This is a genomic window from Amycolatopsis sp. GM8 (assembly GCF_021653975.1).
Lineage (GTDB): Bacteria > Actinomycetota > Actinomycetes > Mycobacteriales > Pseudonocardiaceae > Amycolatopsis_E.
The window spans coordinates 916453-936138 of the sequence record NZ_JAJKFK010000002.1; the positions used below are offsets into that span (position 1 = coordinate 916453).

Annotated in this window: 18 protein-coding genes; 6 read left to right on the top strand and 12 right to left on the bottom strand. The window is 70.2% G+C overall.

Features of this window, described 5'->3' with window-relative positions; genetic code table 11:
- Positions 1-41: 41 nt before the first annotated feature.
- From LOZ83_RS11905 to purD, 8 genes are all read right to left on the bottom strand, one after another.
- Positions 42-1223 (bottom strand): pyridoxal phosphate-dependent aminotransferase, encoded by a 1182-nt coding sequence (locus tag LOZ83_RS11905; protein WP_236790510.1) that lies wholly within the window; start codon positions 1221-1223, stop codon positions 42-44.
- A 14-nt stretch (positions 1224-1237) separates the two neighbouring features.
- The gene (locus LOZ83_RS11910) at positions 1238-2344 is read right to left on the bottom strand and encodes a transglycosylase SLT domain-containing protein (RefSeq protein WP_236790511.1); all 1107 of its coding nucleotides are present in this window, start codon (positions 2342-2344) and stop codon (positions 1238-1240) included.
- On the bottom strand, positions 2341-2697 hold the full coding sequence (locus LOZ83_RS11915) for a hypothetical protein (protein WP_236790512.1): 357 nt from the start codon (positions 2695-2697) through the stop codon (positions 2341-2343). The genes LOZ83_RS11910 and LOZ83_RS11915 overlap by 4 nt, the downstream gene beginning before the upstream one ends.
- An 83-nt stretch (positions 2698-2780) precedes the next feature.
- Complete coding sequence (locus LOZ83_RS11920; RefSeq protein ID WP_236790513.1) at positions 2781-3551, bottom strand: ESX secretion-associated protein EspG; 771 nt, start codon at positions 3549-3551, stop codon at positions 2781-2783.
- Positions 3548-5194, bottom strand: a complete 1647-nt coding sequence (locus LOZ83_RS11925; RefSeq protein ID WP_236790514.1) for a hypothetical protein — start codon at positions 5192-5194, stop codon at positions 3548-3550. Before LOZ83_RS11925 ends, LOZ83_RS11920 begins: the two co-directional genes overlap by 4 nt.
- Positions 5191-5772 carry a DUF3558 domain-containing protein gene (locus tag LOZ83_RS11930; RefSeq protein ID WP_236790515.1) on the bottom strand — a complete coding sequence of 194 codons (582 nt, stop codon included), beginning with the start codon at positions 5770-5772 and terminating at the stop codon, positions 5191-5193. Before LOZ83_RS11930 ends, LOZ83_RS11925 begins: the two co-directional genes overlap by 4 nt.
- On the bottom strand, positions 5756-6139 hold the full coding sequence (locus LOZ83_RS11935; RefSeq protein ID WP_236790516.1) for a PE domain-containing protein: 384 nt from the start codon (positions 6137-6139) through the stop codon (positions 5756-5758). The genes LOZ83_RS11930 and LOZ83_RS11935 overlap by 17 nt, the downstream gene beginning before the upstream one ends.
- Before the next feature lie 87 nt (positions 6140-6226).
- Positions 6227-7489, bottom strand: coding sequence for a phosphoribosylamine--glycine ligase (gene purD, locus LOZ83_RS11940; protein WP_236790517.1), 1263 nt, complete (start codon positions 7487-7489; stop codon positions 6227-6229).
- A 137-nt stretch (positions 7490-7626) separates the two neighbouring features.
- On the opposite strand from purD, the gene LOZ83_RS11945 reads away from it, so the two are divergent.
- The 3 genes from LOZ83_RS11945 to LOZ83_RS11955 all read left to right on the top strand — a co-directional run bounded on the left by LOZ83_RS11945 (position 7627) and on the right by LOZ83_RS11955 (position 12134).
- Positions 7627-8718 carry a glycerophosphodiester phosphodiesterase gene (locus tag LOZ83_RS11945; protein ID WP_236790518.1) on the top strand — a complete coding sequence of 364 codons (1092 nt, stop codon included), beginning with the start codon at positions 7627-7629 and terminating at the stop codon, positions 8716-8718.
- A gap of 228 nt (positions 8719-8946) precedes the next feature.
- The gene (locus tag LOZ83_RS11950) at positions 8947-10461 is read left to right on the top strand and encodes a DHA2 family efflux MFS transporter permease subunit (protein WP_236790519.1); all 1515 of its coding nucleotides are present in this window, start codon (positions 8947-8949) and stop codon (positions 10459-10461) included.
- A 38-nt stretch (positions 10462-10499) separates the two neighbouring features.
- Positions 10500-12134 (top strand): Na+/H+ antiporter, encoded by a 1635-nt coding sequence (locus LOZ83_RS11955; protein ID WP_236790520.1) that lies wholly within the window; start codon positions 10500-10502, stop codon positions 12132-12134.
- Here the strand turns inward: LOZ83_RS11955 and LOZ83_RS11960 are convergent.
- Positions 12115-13053, bottom strand: coding sequence for an LLM class F420-dependent oxidoreductase (locus tag LOZ83_RS11960; RefSeq protein ID WP_308190208.1), 939 nt, complete (start codon positions 13051-13053; stop codon positions 12115-12117). The genes LOZ83_RS11955 and LOZ83_RS11960 overlap by 20 nt on opposite strands.
- Positions 13054-13105: 52 nt before the next feature.
- On the bottom strand, positions 13106-14392 hold the full coding sequence (locus tag LOZ83_RS11965) for an adenylosuccinate synthase (RefSeq protein WP_236790521.1): 1287 nt from the start codon (positions 14390-14392) through the stop codon (positions 13106-13108).
- A gap of 52 nt (positions 14393-14444) precedes the next feature.
- Between LOZ83_RS11965 and LOZ83_RS11970 the strand changes: the two genes are divergently transcribed.
- Positions 14445-15140: a hypothetical protein gene (locus LOZ83_RS11970; protein ID WP_255823524.1), complete on the top strand. Its 696-nt coding sequence runs from the start codon at positions 14445-14447 to the stop codon at positions 15138-15140.
- Between the two features lie 73 nt (positions 15141-15213).
- Positions 15214-15852, top strand: coding sequence for an HNH endonuclease family protein (locus tag LOZ83_RS11975; RefSeq protein WP_236790522.1), 639 nt, complete (start codon positions 15214-15216; stop codon positions 15850-15852).
- On the opposite strand, the gene LOZ83_RS11980 is transcribed toward LOZ83_RS11975, so the two are convergent.
- Both LOZ83_RS11980 and LOZ83_RS11985 read right to left on the bottom strand, forming a co-directional pair.
- Positions 15827-17683 (bottom strand): FAD/NAD(P)-binding domain-containing protein, encoded by a 1857-nt coding sequence (locus LOZ83_RS11980; protein WP_236790523.1) that lies wholly within the window; start codon positions 17681-17683, stop codon positions 15827-15829. The two genes, LOZ83_RS11975 and LOZ83_RS11980, sit on opposite strands and share 26 nt — an antisense overlap.
- A 55-nt stretch (positions 17684-17738) precedes the next feature.
- Positions 17739-18320, bottom strand: coding sequence for a TetR/AcrR family transcriptional regulator (locus LOZ83_RS11985; RefSeq protein WP_236790785.1), 582 nt, complete (start codon positions 18318-18320; stop codon positions 17739-17741).
- 136 nt (positions 18321-18456) lie between these two features.
- Between LOZ83_RS11985 and LOZ83_RS11990 the strand changes: the two genes are divergently transcribed.
- Positions 18457-19680 carry a lipase family protein gene (locus tag LOZ83_RS11990; RefSeq protein ID WP_236790524.1) on the top strand — a complete coding sequence of 408 codons (1224 nt, stop codon included), beginning with the start codon at positions 18457-18459 and terminating at the stop codon, positions 19678-19680.
- The last annotated feature ends 6 nt before the right edge of the window (positions 19681-19686 follow it).

The window sequence follows — 19686 nt, forward strand, 5'->3', positions numbered from 1 at the left end:
TCCCAGGTTTCCGGCGGCAAAGCTCGCTGTTGGGGAAACGTTCAGGGGAAAGCCGGGGTTCCCCCTGACGGCAGCCACTCGCCCAGGCGGCGCACGCCCTCGGCGACCTCCCCGGTCGCGCCGGCGAACGAGAACCGGACGTACTCGCCACCGTGCACCGGGTCGAAGTCGATCCCCGGCGTGATGGCGACCCCGGTGTCGGCCAGCAGGCGCTGGCACCAGCTGAGGCTTTCGGTGGTGTGCTTGGAGACGTCGACATAGGCGTAGAAGGCCCCGTCGACCGGCGCGACCCGGTCCAGGCCGATCCCGCGCAGGCCGTCGAGCAGCAGGTCCCGGTTCGCGCGGTAGTGCGCGACATGCCCGTCCAGCTCGTCGTACGACGCGGGCTCGAACGCGGCGACCGCGGCGTGCTGGGCGAGCGCGGGCGCGCAGATGTTGAGGTTGCCGGTGAGCACGTCGACCGCGCGGTGCAGCCGGCGCGGCACCAGCATCCAGCCCAGCCGCCAGCCGGTCATCGCGAAGTACTTGGAGAACGAGCCGAGCACGATCGCCTCGGTCGAGCTCTGCCAGGCACAGCCGAGTTCGGTGTCGTAGGAGATGCCGTGGTAGATCTCGTCGCTGATCAGCTGCACCCCGCGTGCCGCGCACCAGCCGGCGATCGCGGCCAGTTCACCGGGCGGCAGCACGGTTCCGGCCGGGTTGGTCGGGCTGGCGACCACGAGACCGGAGATGGGGCCCAGCTCGTCGAGGATTTCCACGGTCGGCTGGAAGCGCGTCGCGTCGTCGGTCTGGAACTCGACGACCTCACAACCCAAGGCGGACAACAGGTTCCGGTACGCCGGGTAGCCGGGCCGGGCCATCGCGACCCGGTCACCGGCGTCGAAGGCGGAGAGGAAGGACAGCATGAAGCCGCCGGACGAACCGGTGGTGACGATGACGTCCTCCGGGCTGATCTCCAGCCCGTAGCGGTGGTCGTAGTGGCCCGCGATCGCTTCGCGCAGCTCGGGAATGCCGAGCTGGACGGTGTAACCGAGATTTTGTTCGCGCAGCGCGCGTTCCGCCGCGTCGAGCACCGGCCGCGGCGCGCCCGCGGTCGGCTGGCCCGCGGCCAGCGAGATCACGTCGCCGTGCGTGCGCTGTCGCGCCTGCGCGGCGGACAGCACGTCCATCACATGGAACGGCGCGACATCCGAACGCCGGGAGGGACCGGGGAAATCGACCATGTATTTAGGGTGCCTCAGTAACCGACGTACCCACCACCGTGGGCCATCGACGCGAGACCCGGCGTGTTCGCGATGCTGCCGTACCGGCCGATCGTGTACCGCACGCCCGCGATGATGTTGTCCACCGGGTTGTAGATGTTGTCGTGGCCGGGCAGCTTGTTCCCGTTGAACGTCGAGTCGATGCACTGCATCAGGCCCTTGGACGGGTGCCCGGCCGTGGCGTTCGAGTCCCACAGGTTGATCGCGTTAGGGTTACCGCCGGACTCGTGCTGGATGATCGCCCAGATGTTCTTGATGTCCGCGTCCGTGACGTTGACGCCCGCCGCCTGCAGCTCCTTGATCGCCTCTTCGATCCACTGCTGCACGTTGCCGGGCGGCTGACCGACCGGCGGGCCGCCGCTGGGGCCCATGCCGCCGCCCCCACCGCCGCCGCCCCCGCCGGAACCGCCGCCGTGCAGGCCGCCGGTGCTCTTCATCGACGTCGGGCGCTTGCCCAGCGGCGGCACGGACGAGTACCCGCCCTCGACGTCCTTCTGCACCAGGCCCATCACGCGCTGGATCTCCTGGTTGGCGCCGTCGAGCTTGCCGCCGATCTGGGTCGTCGCGTCCGTCGCGATGGCCGTCGTGGCCTGGGTGTTCTGCGCGATGATCGCGTCCGGCGACTGGGCCGGCATGGTCGCGCCCTGCCTGTGCGAGTTCACCGCGTCGATCTGCGCCTGTGCCGAGTCGGCCGCCGCCTGCGCCTGCTGGTTGAGGGTGTCGATCCGGCCGTGCGCGTCGTCGCGCAGCTGCTGCACTTCCTTCTGCGTGCGGTCCAGGAAGCCCTGCAGGTTGCCCAGCTCGCCCGAGACCTCGTCGAGGTGGTCGTTGACCCGCTGCCCCGCGTCCCCGATCTTCTTGACGTAGTCGAAGAACGCGTCCGCCTGCGGGCCGCTCCAGGTGCCGCCGCCGAGCCCCGCGGTCGCGTTGCGCAGCGCGACGGTGTGGTCCGCGGAGTCCTTCGACGCCTGCTTGAACTGGTCCGCGACACCCTGGATGGCCGCCGGGCGCACGTTCGCGACCTGCTGCGCCTTCGTCTCGACGTCGTTCCAGTTCGGCGGGAACTCGGCTTTCGCGCTCATAGGTCCAGACTTCCGTCCTTGACGGTCAGGCTGTCCGCCGCCGCGTCATCGGTGCCGCGCATGGCGCGCGCGGCCTCCCGCAGGGCGCCGCCGGTCGACTTCATCAGGTCGGCCGCCGCGTCGAACTCGCCGTGCATACGGTCCCGGTAGGTCTGCAGGGTGTTGACCGCGTGCTCCGACGGGTGCTCACCGGGCGCGGGTACGTGATCGGGATGCTTGATCTCGCCGAACGGGTTCGGGCCCGCGACGCCGACCATTTTCTGCTTCGAATCCTTGAAATGGTCGTGCAGGACCTCGACCTTGCCGGCCACCCGCTCCATCGATTCCGGATCGCTCTGCAGCACCCTCGTCATCCCCCTTCGCGCGAACCTCACCTGTTTCGACGGCTTCGTCGCGGTAGCGGTTCCGAGATCTTTCTAGCACCCGGAACGGAGGCTCACACGTCTTCCAGCAATTCCCAGATCCGGATCGCGAGCAGCTGGTTGTCGGCGGGCGCGACGGTCACCCAGTCGCCGTCGACCCCGGCGCCGAGCTGCACGAGGTACCGGCCCGCGTCGGTGTCGTGGAACGCCACCACCCGCTCACCGCGCCGCATCGTGCCGTCGCGGCGCAGGCGCTCGACGCCGAACTGGCCGCGCGCGGTCATACCGACCATCATGCCGGCCAGCTCCTGTGCCTCCGCCAGCCCGACGCCCCGGTCCTCCAGCGCCGTGACCAGCGCTTTCGGGTCGCCCTTGGCATCCGCGTCAGCCGCCTGCACGATCCGGTGCGGCACGCTCACCGAGTGCCCTATCCCGCCGTGCAGCTCACCGGCGACCGAGACCGCGGACTCCGGCAGCGAGGTGTCCCGCGCCGGGATCAGCCACACCTCGTCGCGGTCGACGACCGCCAGCAGGGCCTGGCTGCCGATGCTGACCGCGAGCCCCTTGATCTCCCGGCCGGTCCAGACCCATACGTCGATGCTGACCTTCGGGTGGGCGAGCAGGTTCAGCTGGTCGACGAGATCCGCCGACGCGCGGGTGCCGCGCGCCAGCCGCCGTTCACCCAGCGCCTGCCACGCTCCGTCGACCAGGGCGCGCCGCTCGCTGTGCGTGCGGCCGGGGCTCTGCACCTGCAGGGCGGGATGCCGTGGCGGCAGCCGCTCGGCCTCCCACAGCACGTCGAACTCCAAAGTGGACAGCACGAGGCTGCCGCGCGGGGCGTTCACGCTTCCGGCAGCCGTTTGCTGTCGATGACGTCCACGGAGACCTCACGCTGGTCGGCGAAGAGGTCCCGGTCGTCCACGCCGTACCGCCGCACGTGCTGGCCGTCCTCCTCGCCGTCCTGCGTCGCCGCCGGTTCGAGGATCGACCGGGTGCGCTCGGCGCTCGGCGGCTCCGGCGTGGCCTTGCGGGCCCGCAGCGCTTCCTCTTCCTCCGGCAGGTCGCCGATGGGCAGCTGCTGCCCGCCTCGCACCGCCCCACGGGGAGATCGCTCGCGTTCGTTCTCGCCGCTGGTCACGCCACCCAGTCCCGCCGCGCCGATCGCGGGCGCGCTGTCGGCGAGCGCACCGATGCCACCCGCGGCCCGAATGGTCGAGAACCCGGGCCCGACATTCGTGACCCCGCTCGACGCGCCGGGCACCGACCCGAACGTCTTTCCCTTGCCCAGCAACGCTTCGCCGCCGCTCTGCGGGACGCCCGGTACACCTGCGGCGGGCTTTCCCCACGCGCCGGACGACTTCGCGCCGCTTTCGCCGGGTGTACCGCCGGGGCCGCCGCTGACGACCCCACCACTCACGCCGCCGGTCATCTGCTGCCCGGGCTGCTGCCCCAGCGACTGTCCGGGCTGCTGTCCCGGCGTGATCGGGACGCCACCGGGGCCGGACTGGACCGGTCCGGAGCCAGGGCGCAGCACGCTGTCCTGCTGGCCGGGCCGCTGCTGGGACCCGCCGACGAGCCCGCCGACCGGCTCGGTCACCGGGCCGGAAGCCGGCGGCGCGGCGGCGCTCGGGGTGGTCGCCTGCGACGGCGTCGTGACCCCGCCGCCACCCGTCTGGTATGAGGCCGCCGGAATGCCGATCGGCGGCGTCGGCGCGTTGTGCGCGATCGGTGGCGGAGGTGGTGCCGCGGCGACGACCGGCGTCGCGTGGACCAGGACGTCCTTCGCGCTCGCCGCGATGGTCGGCGAGGTGGCGGGCACGTCCGGCACCGGCGGAACCGGCTCGATCGTGGGCCCGCCGACCGACTCGACTGCGGCACCGGGGGCGGCCAGCAGGTTCATCGACTGCGGCGGACCGTCCACCGGCTGCGAGGACGCGAGGTAGTTGCCGCTGTCGTGGGCGTACGCGTTGAGCGCGTCGACCGCCTGCGCCTTCGCCTCGGCCCCCGCCTTGACGCTCGCCGCGTGGTCGGTCTCGAAACCGAACAGGCTGAACAGCGTGTCGGACATCGTGTAGCCACCGCCGCCCTGGCGGAGCGCCTCCGGGTCGGGCAGCTTGTTCTTGGTGCGGTTGAACGCCTCGCCCTGTTCGAAGATCAGCTGCGCGGACTGCGCGACCTTCGTGTTGGCGTCGGCGGAGAACCCGGCCTGCTCGGACATCACGGCGCTCGCCTGCCCGCCGGCCTCGCTCTGCCAGGACACCCCGAGCGCGGCGAGCTGGTCGCGCAGCGTCGTGTCGGTGTTCGAGAGCGCGCCGGCGACCTGCTTGAGCGCGTCGACCGCGTCCCCCATGCTGGCGGTTCCGCCGCCGTCGCGGAACTTCTCCACCTCGAGCGCGAGGCTTTCCGGGTCGTAGCCGTCGAAGCGCTGGTCACGCAGCTTCTCGACGAGCGTCGGGATGTCGTAGCGAGTGCTGTCGAAGGTGCTCATTTCACCGTCTCCAAGGTCTCGACCGCCATCTTCGCCACGGTGGTGGACATAGCGCACAGTTGCTGCTGGGTGAACGACTTGTCGTCCGCGGCCGTCTCGGCCCGCAGGGTCTGCCCGTCCGCGACGCCGACCAGCGTCTCGCAGTCCTGGATGCCGTCGCTCGGCGCGAAGTTGACGAGCGCGGGGAACCCGGGCACGTCGACGGGCTGCTGGGTCATGCTCGTCTTGTGGTGGCGGCCGGTGAGCCAGTCCTGGACGTCCGCCGTGATGATCGTCTCGACGTAGTAGGTGTACGTCGGCGGCGCGGCGTCGACGTCGAAGGCGCAGGTGGGGCCGTCCCGTTCGTCGATGACCGCGAGCCGCCGCGGCGCGCCGTTCTCCTTCAGCTGGTCCAGCTGCGCCGTGCTGAGCAACGCGCACGGATCCGCGCCCTCCAGGGACAGGTCCTTGGTACGCGAGAGCAGTTCGGGCGCCGTGGACGTGGAGTACGGCGGCGCGCTGACCCCGCCCACGCTCGCCGTGCAGCCACTGAGCGTGACGACCGCGAGCACGACCAGCGCGCTACTTTTCGGCGGCATGGCGATCCCCGAGCGCGGCGATCTTCTCGTCCTCGCCCGCCTGGTAGCTGCCCGCCGCGTTGCGCAGCTGAGTGGCCAGATGCCGCAGCTGCTCGATGTAGTTCTGCACCCGATGGGCGTACGAGCCGTCCCCGCGCGCCACCACCCTGTTCCACGCCTCGACCGCGGTGGCGCTGACCACGTCCTGCGCCGGGGCGTCGATGTTCAGCTCGATCAGCAGCTTGCGGACCCGGTCGGTGAGCGCGTCCGCCTGGTCGTTGATGATCTTGGCGACCTGCAGCACCTGGTCCGGGCGCACGTGGATGTCCATCGCGGCGGGCACGGACGGTACGGCGGTACTCAACGTGCTCACGGTGGTTTCTGCCATGGTGCGCACTCTCCCGGGTACGGACGGTGACCGCCGGTTTCCTCAGCAGGCTACCAATGGACGCGTGAACTCGGGTTGTAGTTCCCTTTATCGGGCGGGGATCGTCACTTCCCCACCAGCCGCCCGCGAAGCGATGTCCGTGCGGTGGTGGGAGCCGGCGAGATGCACCTTCGCGACTCGCTCATACGCCTGTTCCCGGGCAGCGGCGAGATCCGCGCCCAGGCCGACGACGGACAGCACGCGCCCGCCGTGCGCGACGATGGCGCCGTCGTCGCGGCGGCGGGTCCCGGCGTGCAGCACACCCTCGCTCTCGGCGCCGGTGATCACGTCGCCCGCCCGCGGGAGCCCCGGGTACCCGTCGGCGGCGATCACCACGGTGACCGCGGCACCGGGGTGCCATTCCAGCGGCGGGTGCTCGGCGAGCTTGCCGGTGGCGGTCGCGTACAGCAGGCCGGCGATCGGGGTGCCCAGCAGGGCGAGCACGACCTGGGTCTCGGGATCGCCGAAGCGGCAGTTGAACTCGATGACCTGCGGGCCGTCGGCGGTCAGCACGAGCCCGGCGTAGAGCAGCCCGGAGAACGGGGTGTCGCGCGCCGCAAGCTCGTCGACCACCGGCTGGACGATGTCGGCGACGATCTGCTCGACCAGGCCGTCCGGGGCCCAGGGCAGCGGGGCGTAGGCGCCCATGCCGCCGGTGTTGGGCCCGGTGTCGCCGTCGCCGACCCGCTTGAAGTCCTGCGCCGGCAGCAGCGGCACCACGGTGCGGCCGTCGACGAGGCAGAACAGCGACACCTCAGGTCCGTCCAAAAAGGACTCCAAGAGGACCGGGTGGCCGCCGTCGAGCAGCGTCATCGCATGCGCGCGGGCCTGGTCGTAGTCGGCGGTGACGACCACACCCTTGCCGGCGGCCAGGCCGTCGTCCTTGACCACCCAGGTGGGGCCGAACCGGGCCAGCGCCTCGTCGAGATGCGCCGGGTTGTCGACGGTCTCGCTGTGCGCGGTGGCGACCTTCGCCGCGGCCATCACGTCCTTGGCGAACGACTTCGAGCCCTCGATCCGGGCGGCCGCCGCGGACGGGCCGAAGCAGGCGATCCCGGTCTTGCGGACGGCGTCCGCGGCACCGGCGACCAGCGGCACCTCGGGCCCGATCACGACGAGGTCGGCACGCCAGCCGGTGGCCAGCTCGGCGATCGCCTGCGGGGAAGCCACATCGACCCCGAGCTGTTCGGCCAGCGACGCGATACCCGCGTTGCCGGGCGCACACGCGAGCGCGGTCACCGCCGGATCATGCGCGGCGGCGAGGGCAAGGGCATGTTCGCGGGCACCGGACCCGATGACTAGGACGCGCACGGTCCCGAGCCTAAACGGCGTGCCATCGCACCTGCAGTTCACCCGCCCGACAGCGACCCGTCGACCCGTTTTGCCGTTTTCGCCGCAGTACGGGATGAGAGTGACCCGGACGACTTTCCGGTTCCGAGGGAGTAAACATGCGGAAACGAATGGTGGTGGCGTTGTTGTCCGGGCTCACGCTGCTCGGCCTGGCCAGTCCGTCGAGCGCGGGCGAGGAGACGCGCGGCGGCGACCATGGCCCGGTGGTGGTCGGGCACCGCGGCGCCCCCGGCTACCGGCCCGAGCACACGCTCGCGTCGTACGAGCTGGCGTACCGGATGGGCGTGAACTGGGTCGACGTGGACCTCGTGCCGACCAAGGACGGCCAGCTGGTCGCCCGGCACGAACCCGAGATCGGCGGTACCACCGACGTCGCGCAGCACCCCGAGTTCGCGTCGCGCAAGGCGACGAAGGTCATCGACGGGGTGTCGATGACGGGCTGGTTCACCGAGGATTTCACGCTGGCCGAGCTGAAGACGCTGCGCGCGACCGAGCGGATCCCGGACGTGCGCCCGCACAACACGATCTACAACGGCCGGTGGCAGATCGCCACGTTCCAGGAGGTGCTGGACCTGACCAAGCGGCTCGGTCGTGAGCTGCACCGCACGCTGGGCACGTATCCCGAGGTCAAGCACTCGACGTACTTCGCGAGCATCGGGAACCCGACCGAGCCGAAGCTGGTCGACATCCTCAACCGGAACGGGCTGAACCGGCCGAACGCGCCGGTGATCATCCAGTCGTTCGAGGTGTCGAACCTGAAGGCGCTGCACAAGCAGCTGCGGGTGCCGCTGCTGCAGCTGACCTCGGCGACCGGTGCGCCCGCGGACTTCGTCGCGAAGGGCGACAAGCGGACGTATGCCGATCTGGTCACCCCGGCCGGGCTCAAGGAGGTCGCGACGTACGCGGAGTACCTGGGCCCCGACAAGAACCAGATCATCCCGCGCGACGCGGCGGGCAACCTGGCGGCGCCGACGAGCCTCGTCCGCGACGCACACAAGGCGGGCCTGAAGGTGGCGCCTTACACGTTCCGCAACGAGAACACGTTCCTGCCGGCGAACCTGCGCTCCTCGGCGGATCCCACGGCGTGGGGCGACATCTTCGCCGAGGAATCGGCTTTCCTGGCGACCGGCATCGACGGCTTCTTCGCCGACCAGGCGGACACCGCCCTGATCGCGGTGAACGGTTCGTAGTTCCGAGTTCAGCGCGGGGGATCTGCTTTCAAGCCACGGAGCAGGTCCCCTGCTTTTGCTGCGTCGCTCCTGGTAATCGGTTCGTCGCGCGAATCAGCCGGCCGCGAAAAAGTTGTAGCGTCTCGTTTTTCCGTTTCGATAGTCTTCATGGCAGGTTGAGGGGGTTTCGCAAGGGGGCGGCGCTTTCTCGGCTGCCGCCATGCCTTTTTCCTCACCGAAACGGATCTCATGACTACAGCTGAGCCCAGACCCGCCGACTCCGACAAGCTCGATCCGATGGTGCTGAAGATCGCCGGGGTGGTCATCCTCGGCGCTGTCATGGCCATCCTCGACACGACGGTCGTGAACGTCGCGCTCCAGGCGCTGACGCTGGAGTTCAAGACCTCCTTCGACACCATCCAGTGGGTCGTCACCGGCTACATGCTGGCGCTGGCCACCGTCATCCCGGTCACCGGCTGGGCCTGTGACCGGTTCGGCTCCAAGCGGCCGTACATGCTGTCCATCGCGCTGTTCCTGCTCGGCTCGATGCTCGCCGGCATGGCGTGGAACGTCGAGTCGCTCATCGTGTTCCGGATCCTGCAGGGCCTCGGTGGCGGCATGCTGATGCCGGCCGGCATGACGATCATGACCAGGGCGGCGGGCCCGCACCGGGTCGGCCGGGTGATGGCGGTGCTCGGCGTGCCGATGCTGCTCGGCCCGATCGGCGGCCCGATCCTCGGCGGCTGGCTCGTCGACGCGGTGAGCTGGCGCTGGATCTTCTACATCAACGTGCCGATCGGCATCATCGCCCTGTTGCTGGCCTGGCGGATCCTGCCGAAGGACGACCCGCGCCCGGCCGAGAAGTTCGACTTCCTCGGCATGCTGATGCTGTCCCCCGGCCTCGCGCTGCTGATCTTCGGCGTGTCCAAGATCCCGGCGGAGGGCGGGGTCTCGTCGCTCGGCGTGTGGCTGCCCGCGGTGGTCGGGATCGCGCTGATCGTCGCGTTCGTGCTCCGGTCGGTGCGGATCGAGAACCCGCTGGTGGACCTGAAACTGTTCAAGGACAGGACGTTCGCGGTCGCGATGATCACCATGACGTTCTTCATGGTGGCGTTCCTCGGCGCGATGCTCGTGCTGCCGACGTACTTCCTGCTGGTGCGCGGCGAATCCGCGCTGCAGGCCGGGTTGCTGCTGGCGCCGCAGGGCATCGGCGCGATGATCACGATGCCGATCGGCGGCCGGCTCGCCGACAAGATCGGGCCGGGCAAGGTCGTGCTGCCCGGCATCGTGGTGATCCTCGCGGGCCTGGCTGTGTTCACCCAGGTCGGCGCCGACACGCCGTATGCGGTGCTGCTGGCCGGCCTGTTCGTGATGGGGCTCGGCATGGGCGCCACCATGATGCCGATCAACGCGGCGGCGCTGCAGACGCTCACCCAGCGGTCGGTCGCCCGCGCGTCCACCGCGATGAACATCGTGCAGCAGGCCGCGGGCGGGATCGGCTCGGCGCTGATGTCGATCATCCTGGCCAGCCTGCTCGCCGCGAAGTTCGGCGTGCCGACCAGCCAGGGCCAGCTCACCGCGACGGCACTGCTGACGAACCCGCAGACCCACGAGGCCGCGGCCGGCTCCTCGGCGGGCGCGTTCGCGACCACGTTCACCTGGGCGCTGGTGCTCATCGCGATCTGCCTGGTCCCGGCGCTGTTCCTGCCGAAGAAGCCGGTGGTGCCGGCCGAGGAGCCGGAGGCCGTCGCCACCGCCGCTTAGCCGGGTGAGCAGCCTGCCCGTGGGCGAAGATCAGGGGCATGGAACTGCTGACCTTGATGGGTGTACTGGCCGTCGCGCTCGGGCTCACCGCCCTGGCGCGGCGGTACGCGCTGCCGGCGCCGCTGCTGATCGTCGTGGTGGCGCTGGCGGCGTCGTTCGTTCCCGGTGTGCCCGCGGTCGAGCTGGACCCCGAGTTGATCCTGACCCTGGTGCTGCCGCCCCTGCTGTACTCCACCGCGCTGGACAGCTCGTTCGCGCAGTTCCGGGCCGCGTCCAGGGCGATCGTGGCGCTCGGTGTGGTGCTGGTGGTGGTCACCGCGCTGGTCGTCGGGCTCGTCGTACACCTCTTGCTGCCGGAGCTGCCGATGGCCTCGGCGCTCGTGCTGGGCGCGGTGGTCGCGCCGCCGGACGCGGTGACCGCGGTGGCGATCGGCCGCCGGCTCGGGCTGCCGCGTCGGCTGATGGCGGTGCTCACCGGCGAGAGCCTGGTCAATGACGCCGCCGCGCTGACCCTGTACAAGATCGCGCTCGCCGCGGTGCTCGGTGCCGCGGGCTCGATCGGGCACGGGTTCCTGATCTTCCTGGTGGCCGCGGTGCTCGGTATCGGCGTCGGCCTGCTCGCGGGCGTGCTGGTCGGGTACATCCGCCGGAAGCTCGACGATCCGCTGATGGAGTCGGTGTTCGGCATCATCGTGCCGTTCGCGGTGTACGTGATCGCCGAGCATCTGCACCCGTTCTCCCCGGATTTCAGCGGTTCCGGGGTGCTCGCCGTGGTCGCGGCCGGGCTGTACCTGGGTAACCAGTCGCTGCACGCCGGCCCGGCGACGCGGATGCAGGACTCGTCGATCTGGGCGTCGCTGGACGTGCTGCTGGAGACCCTCGTGTTCGCGTTGATGGGCCTGCAGTTGCCGTTGGTGCTGCAGAACATGGACGCCGCCGCGCCGGACAACAACACCCTGCTCGTCGAAGCGCTGGTGGTGCTGGCGGTGACGATCGCGGTGCGCATCCCGTATGTGTTCCTCACCAGCGCGCTGCCGCAGGCGGTCCGGCTGTTCGGGCGCGAGCGCGCGGCGCCTTCGTGGCGGTATCTGACGGTGCTGTCGTGGACAGGGATGCGGGGCGTGGTGACGCTCGCCGCGGCGACCGGTGTGCCGCTCGGGACGCCCGGCCGCGACGAGATCCAGCTGTTCGCGTTCGTCGTGGCGGTCGGCACGCTGCTCCTGCAGGGCACCACGCTGCCGGTGCTCATCCGCCGGCTCGGCGTGACCAACGATGCCGAGGCCGCGCGGGACGAGAAGGAGGAGAAACATGCCCGCGAAGCGGCGATGCACGCGGCCATGCGCCGTCTCGACGAGCTGATGCCGGAGATCCTGTCCAAAGTGGACATCTCGGAGGAGCGTGCCGACCGGTTGCTCGTCCGGCTGCGAGGCCTCGTCGAGAGCCGCTACCAGGGCGCGATCGCCGCGATCTCCCTGTCCGCCGAGGAACGCGAAGCCAGCCCGCATGCCGCGTTCGTGCGGGCACGCCGCGAACTTCTGCTGGCACAACGGGAAGCGGTCCTGGCCTGCCGCGAGGCGGGCGAGCTGGACGACGAGGTCCTGCGCAAGGTGCTGCGGGAACTGGACCTCGAAGAGCTGGCCCTGTCGAACACCCTCACGTCGAGGGTCGGCTGAGGCCGCCGAGGACCTCGAAGGTGCGCTGCTGGTCCGCGGGGCTCCCGAGGTCGGTCTGGGTGAACACCACCTCGGTGGCGCCGGCGTCGAAGTAGCGCTGCACCTCGGCCGCGATGTGTCCCTCGTCGCCGATCACCGCCAGCTCACCCGCGTTGGTGGCGCCGGCCAGCTCGACGACCCGCTGGTACGACGGCACCTGGTCGTAGAAAGCCATCTGCCGCAACGCATTCTCGCGGGCGGCGTCGACGTCGGCGGTGACCACACCGGCCACGAACGCGACGATCCGCGGCGCGGGCCGCCCGGCGCGCTCGGCCGCCGCGGTGATCGCCGGCACGATGTGCTCGCCGAGCGTCTTCGGCGTCACGAGGTACGGCAAAGTCCCGTCGGCCAGCTCGCCGGTGACGCGGAGCGCCTGCGGCCCCATCGCCGCGACCAGCACCGGGACCGGCGGTTTCGCGCCTGCCAGCGCGGCGGGCATGGTGGGTGCGGCGGTGAGCAGTTCGCCGTGGAAGTCCGCCTTCCCGGTCTCCAGCAGCGGGCGCAGCGCGGTGAGGAACTCACGCAGCAGCGCGATCGGCCGCTCGAACGCCACGCCGAACGCCGGCTCCACGATGAACCGCGCACCGAGCGCCAGGCCGAGGTGGAAACGCCCGCGCGTCGCGGCTTGGCTGGTCTGGGCCTGTGAGGACACGAGCACCGGATGCCGGCCGAAGATGGGGATCGCCGACGTGCCGACCTCCAGGCCGGGCACCTCGCGCCCGACGATCCCGGCGAGTGCGGCGGCGTCGTAGTCGAGCCGCTGCCCGAACCAGGCGGACCGGACGCCGCTCGCCGCCGCGTCGCGGGCAAGCCCCACGATCTCGTCGACGTAGTTCTCGGCCCCGGCGATGTTGAGCGAAACCCCGATTCTCATGGCCATGCCAACGGCCGCTCTGCTCGCCTGATTTCCCTTCCCAGACTTCGGGAACCGCTCAGACGAAGTCGTGCCGGACGATGGTCTGCTCGCGGCCCGGGCCGACGCCGATCGCCGAGATCCTCGCGCCGGAGAGCTCTTCCAGCCGTTCGACGTAGGCGCGCGCGTTCGCCGGGAGCTCGTCGAACGTGCGGCATTCCGACAGGTTCTCCCACCAGCCGGGCAACTCCTCGTACACGGGCACGGCGTGGTGCACGTCGGTCTGGGTCATCGGCATGTCCTCGGTGCGGAACCCGTCGACCTCGTACCCGACGCAGACCGGCACCCGCTCCAGGCCGGACAGCACGTCGAGCTTCGTCAGGAAGAAGTCCGTGATCCCGTTGACGCGCGCGGCGTAGCGGGCAATCACCGCGTCGAACCAGCCGGTGCGCCGCGATCGGCCGGTGGTCACGCCGAACTCGCCACCCGCCTTGCGCAGGTGCTCGCCCATCTCGTCGTGCAGCTCGCTCGGGAACGGGCCCGAGCCGACGCGCGTGGTGTACGCCTTCAGGATCCCCAGCACCGTCGTGATCCGGCCCGGCCCGATGCCCGAACCGGCACTCGCCCCGCCGGAAGTCGGGTTGGACGACGTCACGAACGGATACGTTCCGTGATCGACATCGAGCAGCGTGCCCTGCGAGCCTTCCAGCAGCACGGTCTCGCCGCGCTCCAGCGCCTTGTTCAGCTGCAGCCGGGTGTCCGCGATGCGGTGCGCGAACTTCTCACCCGCGGCCAGCACCTCGTCGGCCACCTGATCAGCTTCGAGCGCCTTGCGGTTGTAGACCTTGACCAGCACCTGGTTCTTGAACTCGAGCGCCGCCTCGACCTTCTGCCGGAAGATCTTCTCGTCGAGCAGGTCCTGCACCCGCACCCCGACGCGCGCCACCTTGTCCTGGTAGCACGGCCCGATCCCGCGCCCGGTGGTGCCGATCTTGCGGCTGCCCAGGTACCGCTCGGTGACCTTATCGATCGCCACGTGGTACGGCATGATCAAATGCGCGTCGGCGGAGATCAGCAGGCGGCCGGTGTCGACGCCGCGCTTCTCCAGGCCGTCGAGCTCCTCCAGGAGCACCCCCGGGTCGACGACGACGCCGTTGCCGATCACGTTGGTGACCCCGGGGGTCAGGATGCCGGAAGGGATCAGGTGCAGGGCGAAGTTCTCGCCGGACGGCAGCACGACCGTGTGCCCGGCGTTGTTCCCGCCCTGGTAGCGGACGACCCACTGGACACGGTCGCCGAGCAGGTCGGTGGCCTTGCCCTTGCCTTCGTCGCCCCATTGGGCACCGATCAGCACGATGGCCGGCATGTGACACTCCAGGTATTCGGCAGGTTTTCGGCGAAGATCTAATTGCCGGTACATGAGCGTAACGGAGGGCCGCGACGTGCGGGGACAGGTACTGGTGTGTGGGGCCGCCGACACGCTGGCGTCGGCGTTGCCGGCGGTGGACGGGCTCGCCCTGCACCGGGTCGGCGAGCGGCCGGGGAAGGACGAGGTCGACCCCCTCCTCGACGACGGCCTGCTCATCGTCGCGGGTACCGACGCGGATCTCGCCGCTGTCGTGCTTCGGTTGCTGCGTAAGGAAAAGCTCGGCACCACGCGGGTCGGGTTCGTGCCTTCGGACCCGCTGTCGGACGTCGCGGCGCTGTGGGGGCTGCCGACCGATCCGGCCCGCGCGCTGGCGGTCGCGACCCAGGGCGAAGTGGATCCCGTGCCGCTGCTGCGCGACGACAACGGCGGCGTGTTAGTGGGAAGAGGCACATTCGGCGCTATCCGTGGTGTTGCTTACTGTGACGATCAGGTCGCCTTACGTGGTACTGCTCGCTCGGTCGAGGTATCGCCCGACGCGGACGGCGGTCCGGGTCTGACGGTCCGGGTGGTGCGCGGGCTGGTGTTCAAGCGGCCGGTGAACTTTGCCGGACGAGCGTTCCAACTCGGATGTATCCCAACACGTCCGGTGAGCGACGGGGTGCCGTTCCCGCGCGCGATCACGCGCTGGACGTGGTACCGGCACACCGAGGACCTGCGGCTCGTCCGCGGCCTGGCTGGCTACTGAACGTAAACCTACGGACGTCGGTAAATCACCCACTAGTATTGCCGTCGTCACTTTGCCGGGTCACGCTCCCTGTATGAATGGTTCCCGTCCGTTCCGCCGCACGCTCACCGTTCTCACCGCGTCCGTGGTCATCAGCGCCGGTTTCATCAGCGTCGCGGTCGCCACGCCGCCCGGCATCCCGTCCGAAACGACCGCCCGCAGCGAGCTGTCCTCGCTGACCGTCAAGGCCGACGGCAGCCTCGACGGCTACTCCCGCGACAAGTTCCCGCACTGGATCAACCAGGGCAACAGCTGCGACACCCGCGAGGTCGTGCTCAAGCGCGACGGCACCAACGTCGTCACCGGCTCCGACTGCCACCCGACTTCCGGGACCTGGAAGAGCCCGTACGACGGCGCGACCTGGACCGCCGCGTCCGACGTCGACATCGATCACGTCGTCCCGCTCGCCGACGCGTGGCGCACCGGCGCCTCGTCGTGGACGACCGCGCAGCGCCAGGCGTACGCCAACGACCTGTCGGACCCGCAGCTGATCGCGGTGACCGACAACGTCAACCAGTCGAAGGGCGACGCCTCGCCCGACCAGTGGAAGCCGCCGCTCACCAGCTACTGGTGCACCTACGCGGAGATGTGGATCGCGGTCAAGCACAAGTTCAGCCTGACCGTCAACAGTGCGGAGTCCTCGGCGCTCACCGACATGCTCGACCACTGCTGATCTGCAACAGTTCCCTTGCCAGCACGTCGTTCTGACGGAATGACAGCGCGTTCGTCCGGGGTCGCGTGAACGCCCCGGGCGAACGCGCGCTGGTGTGCGGGCCCACCGAGAACCACCGCTCGTGCGGCGTCCCGTCCGGCCGGAGCAGGCGCGAGTCGGACGCTCTCGTGTGGATGCGCCCGGAGGGCAGGCCGCGCACCAGTTCCTCCGCCAGTTCCCCGGAATCCAGCATCGACCGGATCAGCTCGTCGGACGCGAGCGCGACGTTCGCGTTCGGCAGCCGCGCCTCGATCAGCGTGCGAGCCTCGATCTCGCCGGGGAAGCTCGAGCTGGTCGCCACGAACTGTTCGCGCTCCGCGGTCACCCGCATTTCCGCGCCGGCAAAGGAAACCACGCCGGCCTGCTCCAGTGCGAGCAGCTCGTCCAGGCGGCGCGGCGGCGGGCCGCTCGCGTAGAAGCTGAAGAACCCGTGGAACCATCCGTCCACATCAGACACTTGGGATGCCGGGTCGAGCTTGCCGCCGCCGAGCAGCGGCGGCAGCTGGGCGATGACGGCGAGCAGCGCCATGAACCCGCCGAGGTCCGCGCTGAACTCGGCGTCGGCGCGCCGGGCGAGATCCGCTTCGACGTACTCGCGCAGGTACTTGCCGAACTCCTCGGCGTTGTCGAAACGCTCACCGGCGAGCGGCCGGTCGAACCGGTCGAGGTCCAGCCGATCGTCGTCACCCGGCACGGCGCGCGCGATCAGTCCGAGCATTTCCTGGCTGCCCCAAGACAATTCGGCGAATTCCGCCTCGAACTCGGCGAAGCTCAGCCGGACCCGCTCGGGATGCCCGGTGAACAGCTCGCTGTAGTAGCCCCAGGCGATCTCCTTCGCGATCAGTGGCCAGACGTCGGTGAAGAAGTTCAGCTCCTCACCGAGCGCCTCGATCGACTCGCGGTTGAAGAATCTGGCCAGCCGCAACGGTTCTCCCTGCAACCGGTAGCCGGGCTTCGAGTGGTACGGCACGCCGCGACGGGAACCGACGTGCAGCACCGGCTCCCGCCCGCTCGGCTCGTAGACCAGGCCACCGCCGTCCTGCTCGGCGAACCGGCCGCCGCGACCCTCGGTCAGCAGCAGCATCAGGTCGACGAACGCGAGCCCGAACCCGCGCACCAGCACGTGCTCGCCGGGTGGGATCGCGCCGTAGTCGATGTCCGCGGTGTAGCCGGCCGGGTAGTAGGAAAGTCCGTGCCGCTGCGCGAACTCGGCCAGCCCGGCAGCCGACGCGTCCGGTTCGGCGTCGAGGTGGCCGACGGTCAGCACCAGCAGATCCGCCCGCAGCGACGCACCGTTTTCCAGCCATACCTGGTTTTCCTCGATGCGCACGGCCCGCGTCCGGTGCTCGACGACTTCGATCGCGTCCGGCAGCTCGTCCAGTACGCGGCGGTAGACCCAGGCCAGGTACTCGCTCTGCAACCGCCTCGTCGGGAACGACGTGCGCAGCAGTTCGTCGAACTCGCCGCGCAGATCTTCGGCCGGTTCGTGCTCGATCTCGCCACGGCGCACCTGTTCGGCCCATTCGGCGAGCGACGGCCCCGGCCGCACCGGCCCGTCGATCCGCACGGTCTCGTCGGTGAACATCGTGACGTCCTCGGACATCGAGTTCATCCGCAGCAACGGCGACTGCTCGTAACGCCAGATCCGGCCGGGACCGGGCGGAAACGGGTCGACCAGATGCACCGCGAGACCGGCCGCACCGAGCAGTTCCGGTGCGTTCGCGGCGATTCGTTCCAGCACGCCGACACCGCGCGGCCCCGCGCCGACGATGACGAGCTGACAACGCCCCATACCTTTCGAAGCTACGACGATCGCGCGAGACTCGTCGTGGCGTCCGCGATGTGGACTACCGCAACCGTTCGAGCACATCCGGGGTGTGGTTGTACAGCCGCAGCACACCGCCGACGGTGAACTCGGTGAGCAGGTCGATCAGCGCCTCCTGATCCGGCGCCTCGCCGGGCCAGGTGAGGGTGACCAGCACTTCCGTCATCGCGAAGTACATCGCGACCAGCGCGGTGTCCGCCCGTCCCGGCTCGATGCCGAACGCCGCCCAGCGTTCCCGGCTGGCGGCGGTGTAGACCTCGGCGAGCCGCGAACGCAGCCGGGTCGCGGCGGGGTCGCCGGTGCGCTCGGCCTCGTGCAGCACCGGCAGCGCGTGGGGATGCTCGGTGACGAAACCGAACATGTTCGCGTAGTTCGTGCGCGCCCAGGCCCTCAGGTCGACACCGGCGTCGGCGGCGCCGCGTTCGGCGATCGTGGCGTAGGCGAGTTCTTCGGTGTCCGACACGGTCTGCGCGAACAGTTCGTGCTTGTCGCCGAAGAGTTCGTAGACCGCCTGCCGGGTCAGCCCGGCCTGCCGCGCGATCTGCTCGATCGTCGCGCCCTGGACGCCGTGCGTGGCGAACACCTGCCGCGCCGCGGCCAGCACGAGGCCGCGCTGCTCCTCGACCGGCACTTTCCGCGGCCGGCCCGGACCACGCTTTCGGGGCCTTGACCCGTCAGCCACTTGACCTCGATCCTTTTTTCGACAGTGTTGTCGGAAAATAGCTCAGCGGGGAGCGACCATGCGACCGACCCACCGCCGGCGGATCACCGCGATCGTCACGTCGGTCATCGGCCTGATCTCGCTGATCGCCGCGGCGACACCGGCCGGCGCCGCCGATTTCTACACTCCGCCATCGCCCCTGCCCGGGGGTTCGGCCGGCGACATCATCCGGCACCAGGCGTCCACGTTCTTCCTCGACCCGGTCAAGCTCCTGCCCGCGCCCGCGAAGGTGCAGCGGATCATGTACCGCAGTACCGACACGCACGGTGACGCGATCGCGGTCACCGGCACCGTGCTCACCCCGACGGCGCCGTGGACCGGGCCGGGGGTGCGCCCGCTCATCAGCTACGCTGCCGGCACGCAGGGCCTCGGCGACCAGTGCGCGCCGTCGAAGGCGCTCGCCGCCGGCCAGGAGTACGAAGGCCCGTTCCTGTCCGGCCTGCTCGCGCGTGGGTACGGCGTCGTGATCACCGACTACGAAGGCCTCGGCACACCGGGCGTGCACACCTACGTCAACCGCAAGGCCGAAGGCTACGCGGTGCTCGACGCGATCCGCGCCGCGCAACGACTCCCCGAGGCGGGGCTACCGTCCGATGGTCCGGTCGCGATCGCCGGGTACTCGCAGGGCGGCGGCGCGTCCGCGGCCGCCGCGGAACTGCAGCCGGCTTACGCGCCCGAACTGAAGCTGAAGGGTGCGTACGCGGGCGCGCCGCCGGCCGATCTCGCCGCCGTCGCGCAGAACCTCGACGGGCACTACGCCGTCGGCTTCCTGCTGTTCGCCGTCGCGAGCATGAACTACGCCTACCCCGAGCTGAACATCACGAGCGTGCTCAACGCGAAGGGCAAGGCGCTGGAGGCGCAGGTCGAAAACGAGTGCACGGGCGACGCGATCCTCGATCACGCCTTCACCCGCACCGCCGACCTGACCACCGACGGCCGGCCGATCACCGCGTACCTCGGCGAGGAGCCGTTCGCCTCCGTCGTCGCGGAGCAGCAGATCGGGCGGACGGCGCCGGCCGCGCCGGTGCTGGTCGCACACAGCGCGCTCGACGACATCGTGCCGTTCCCGCAGGGCCGCACCATGGCCCGCGACTGGTGTGCGGAGGGCGCGACCGTGCAGTTCGACACGCTCGCCGCGCCGACCCACGTGGGCGGCGCCCTCGCGGCCTACCCGGACGCCTTCGCCTGGCTGGACGCGCGTTTGCACGGCGCGCCCGCGCCGGACAACTGTGGAGAGTTCTAGCGGCTG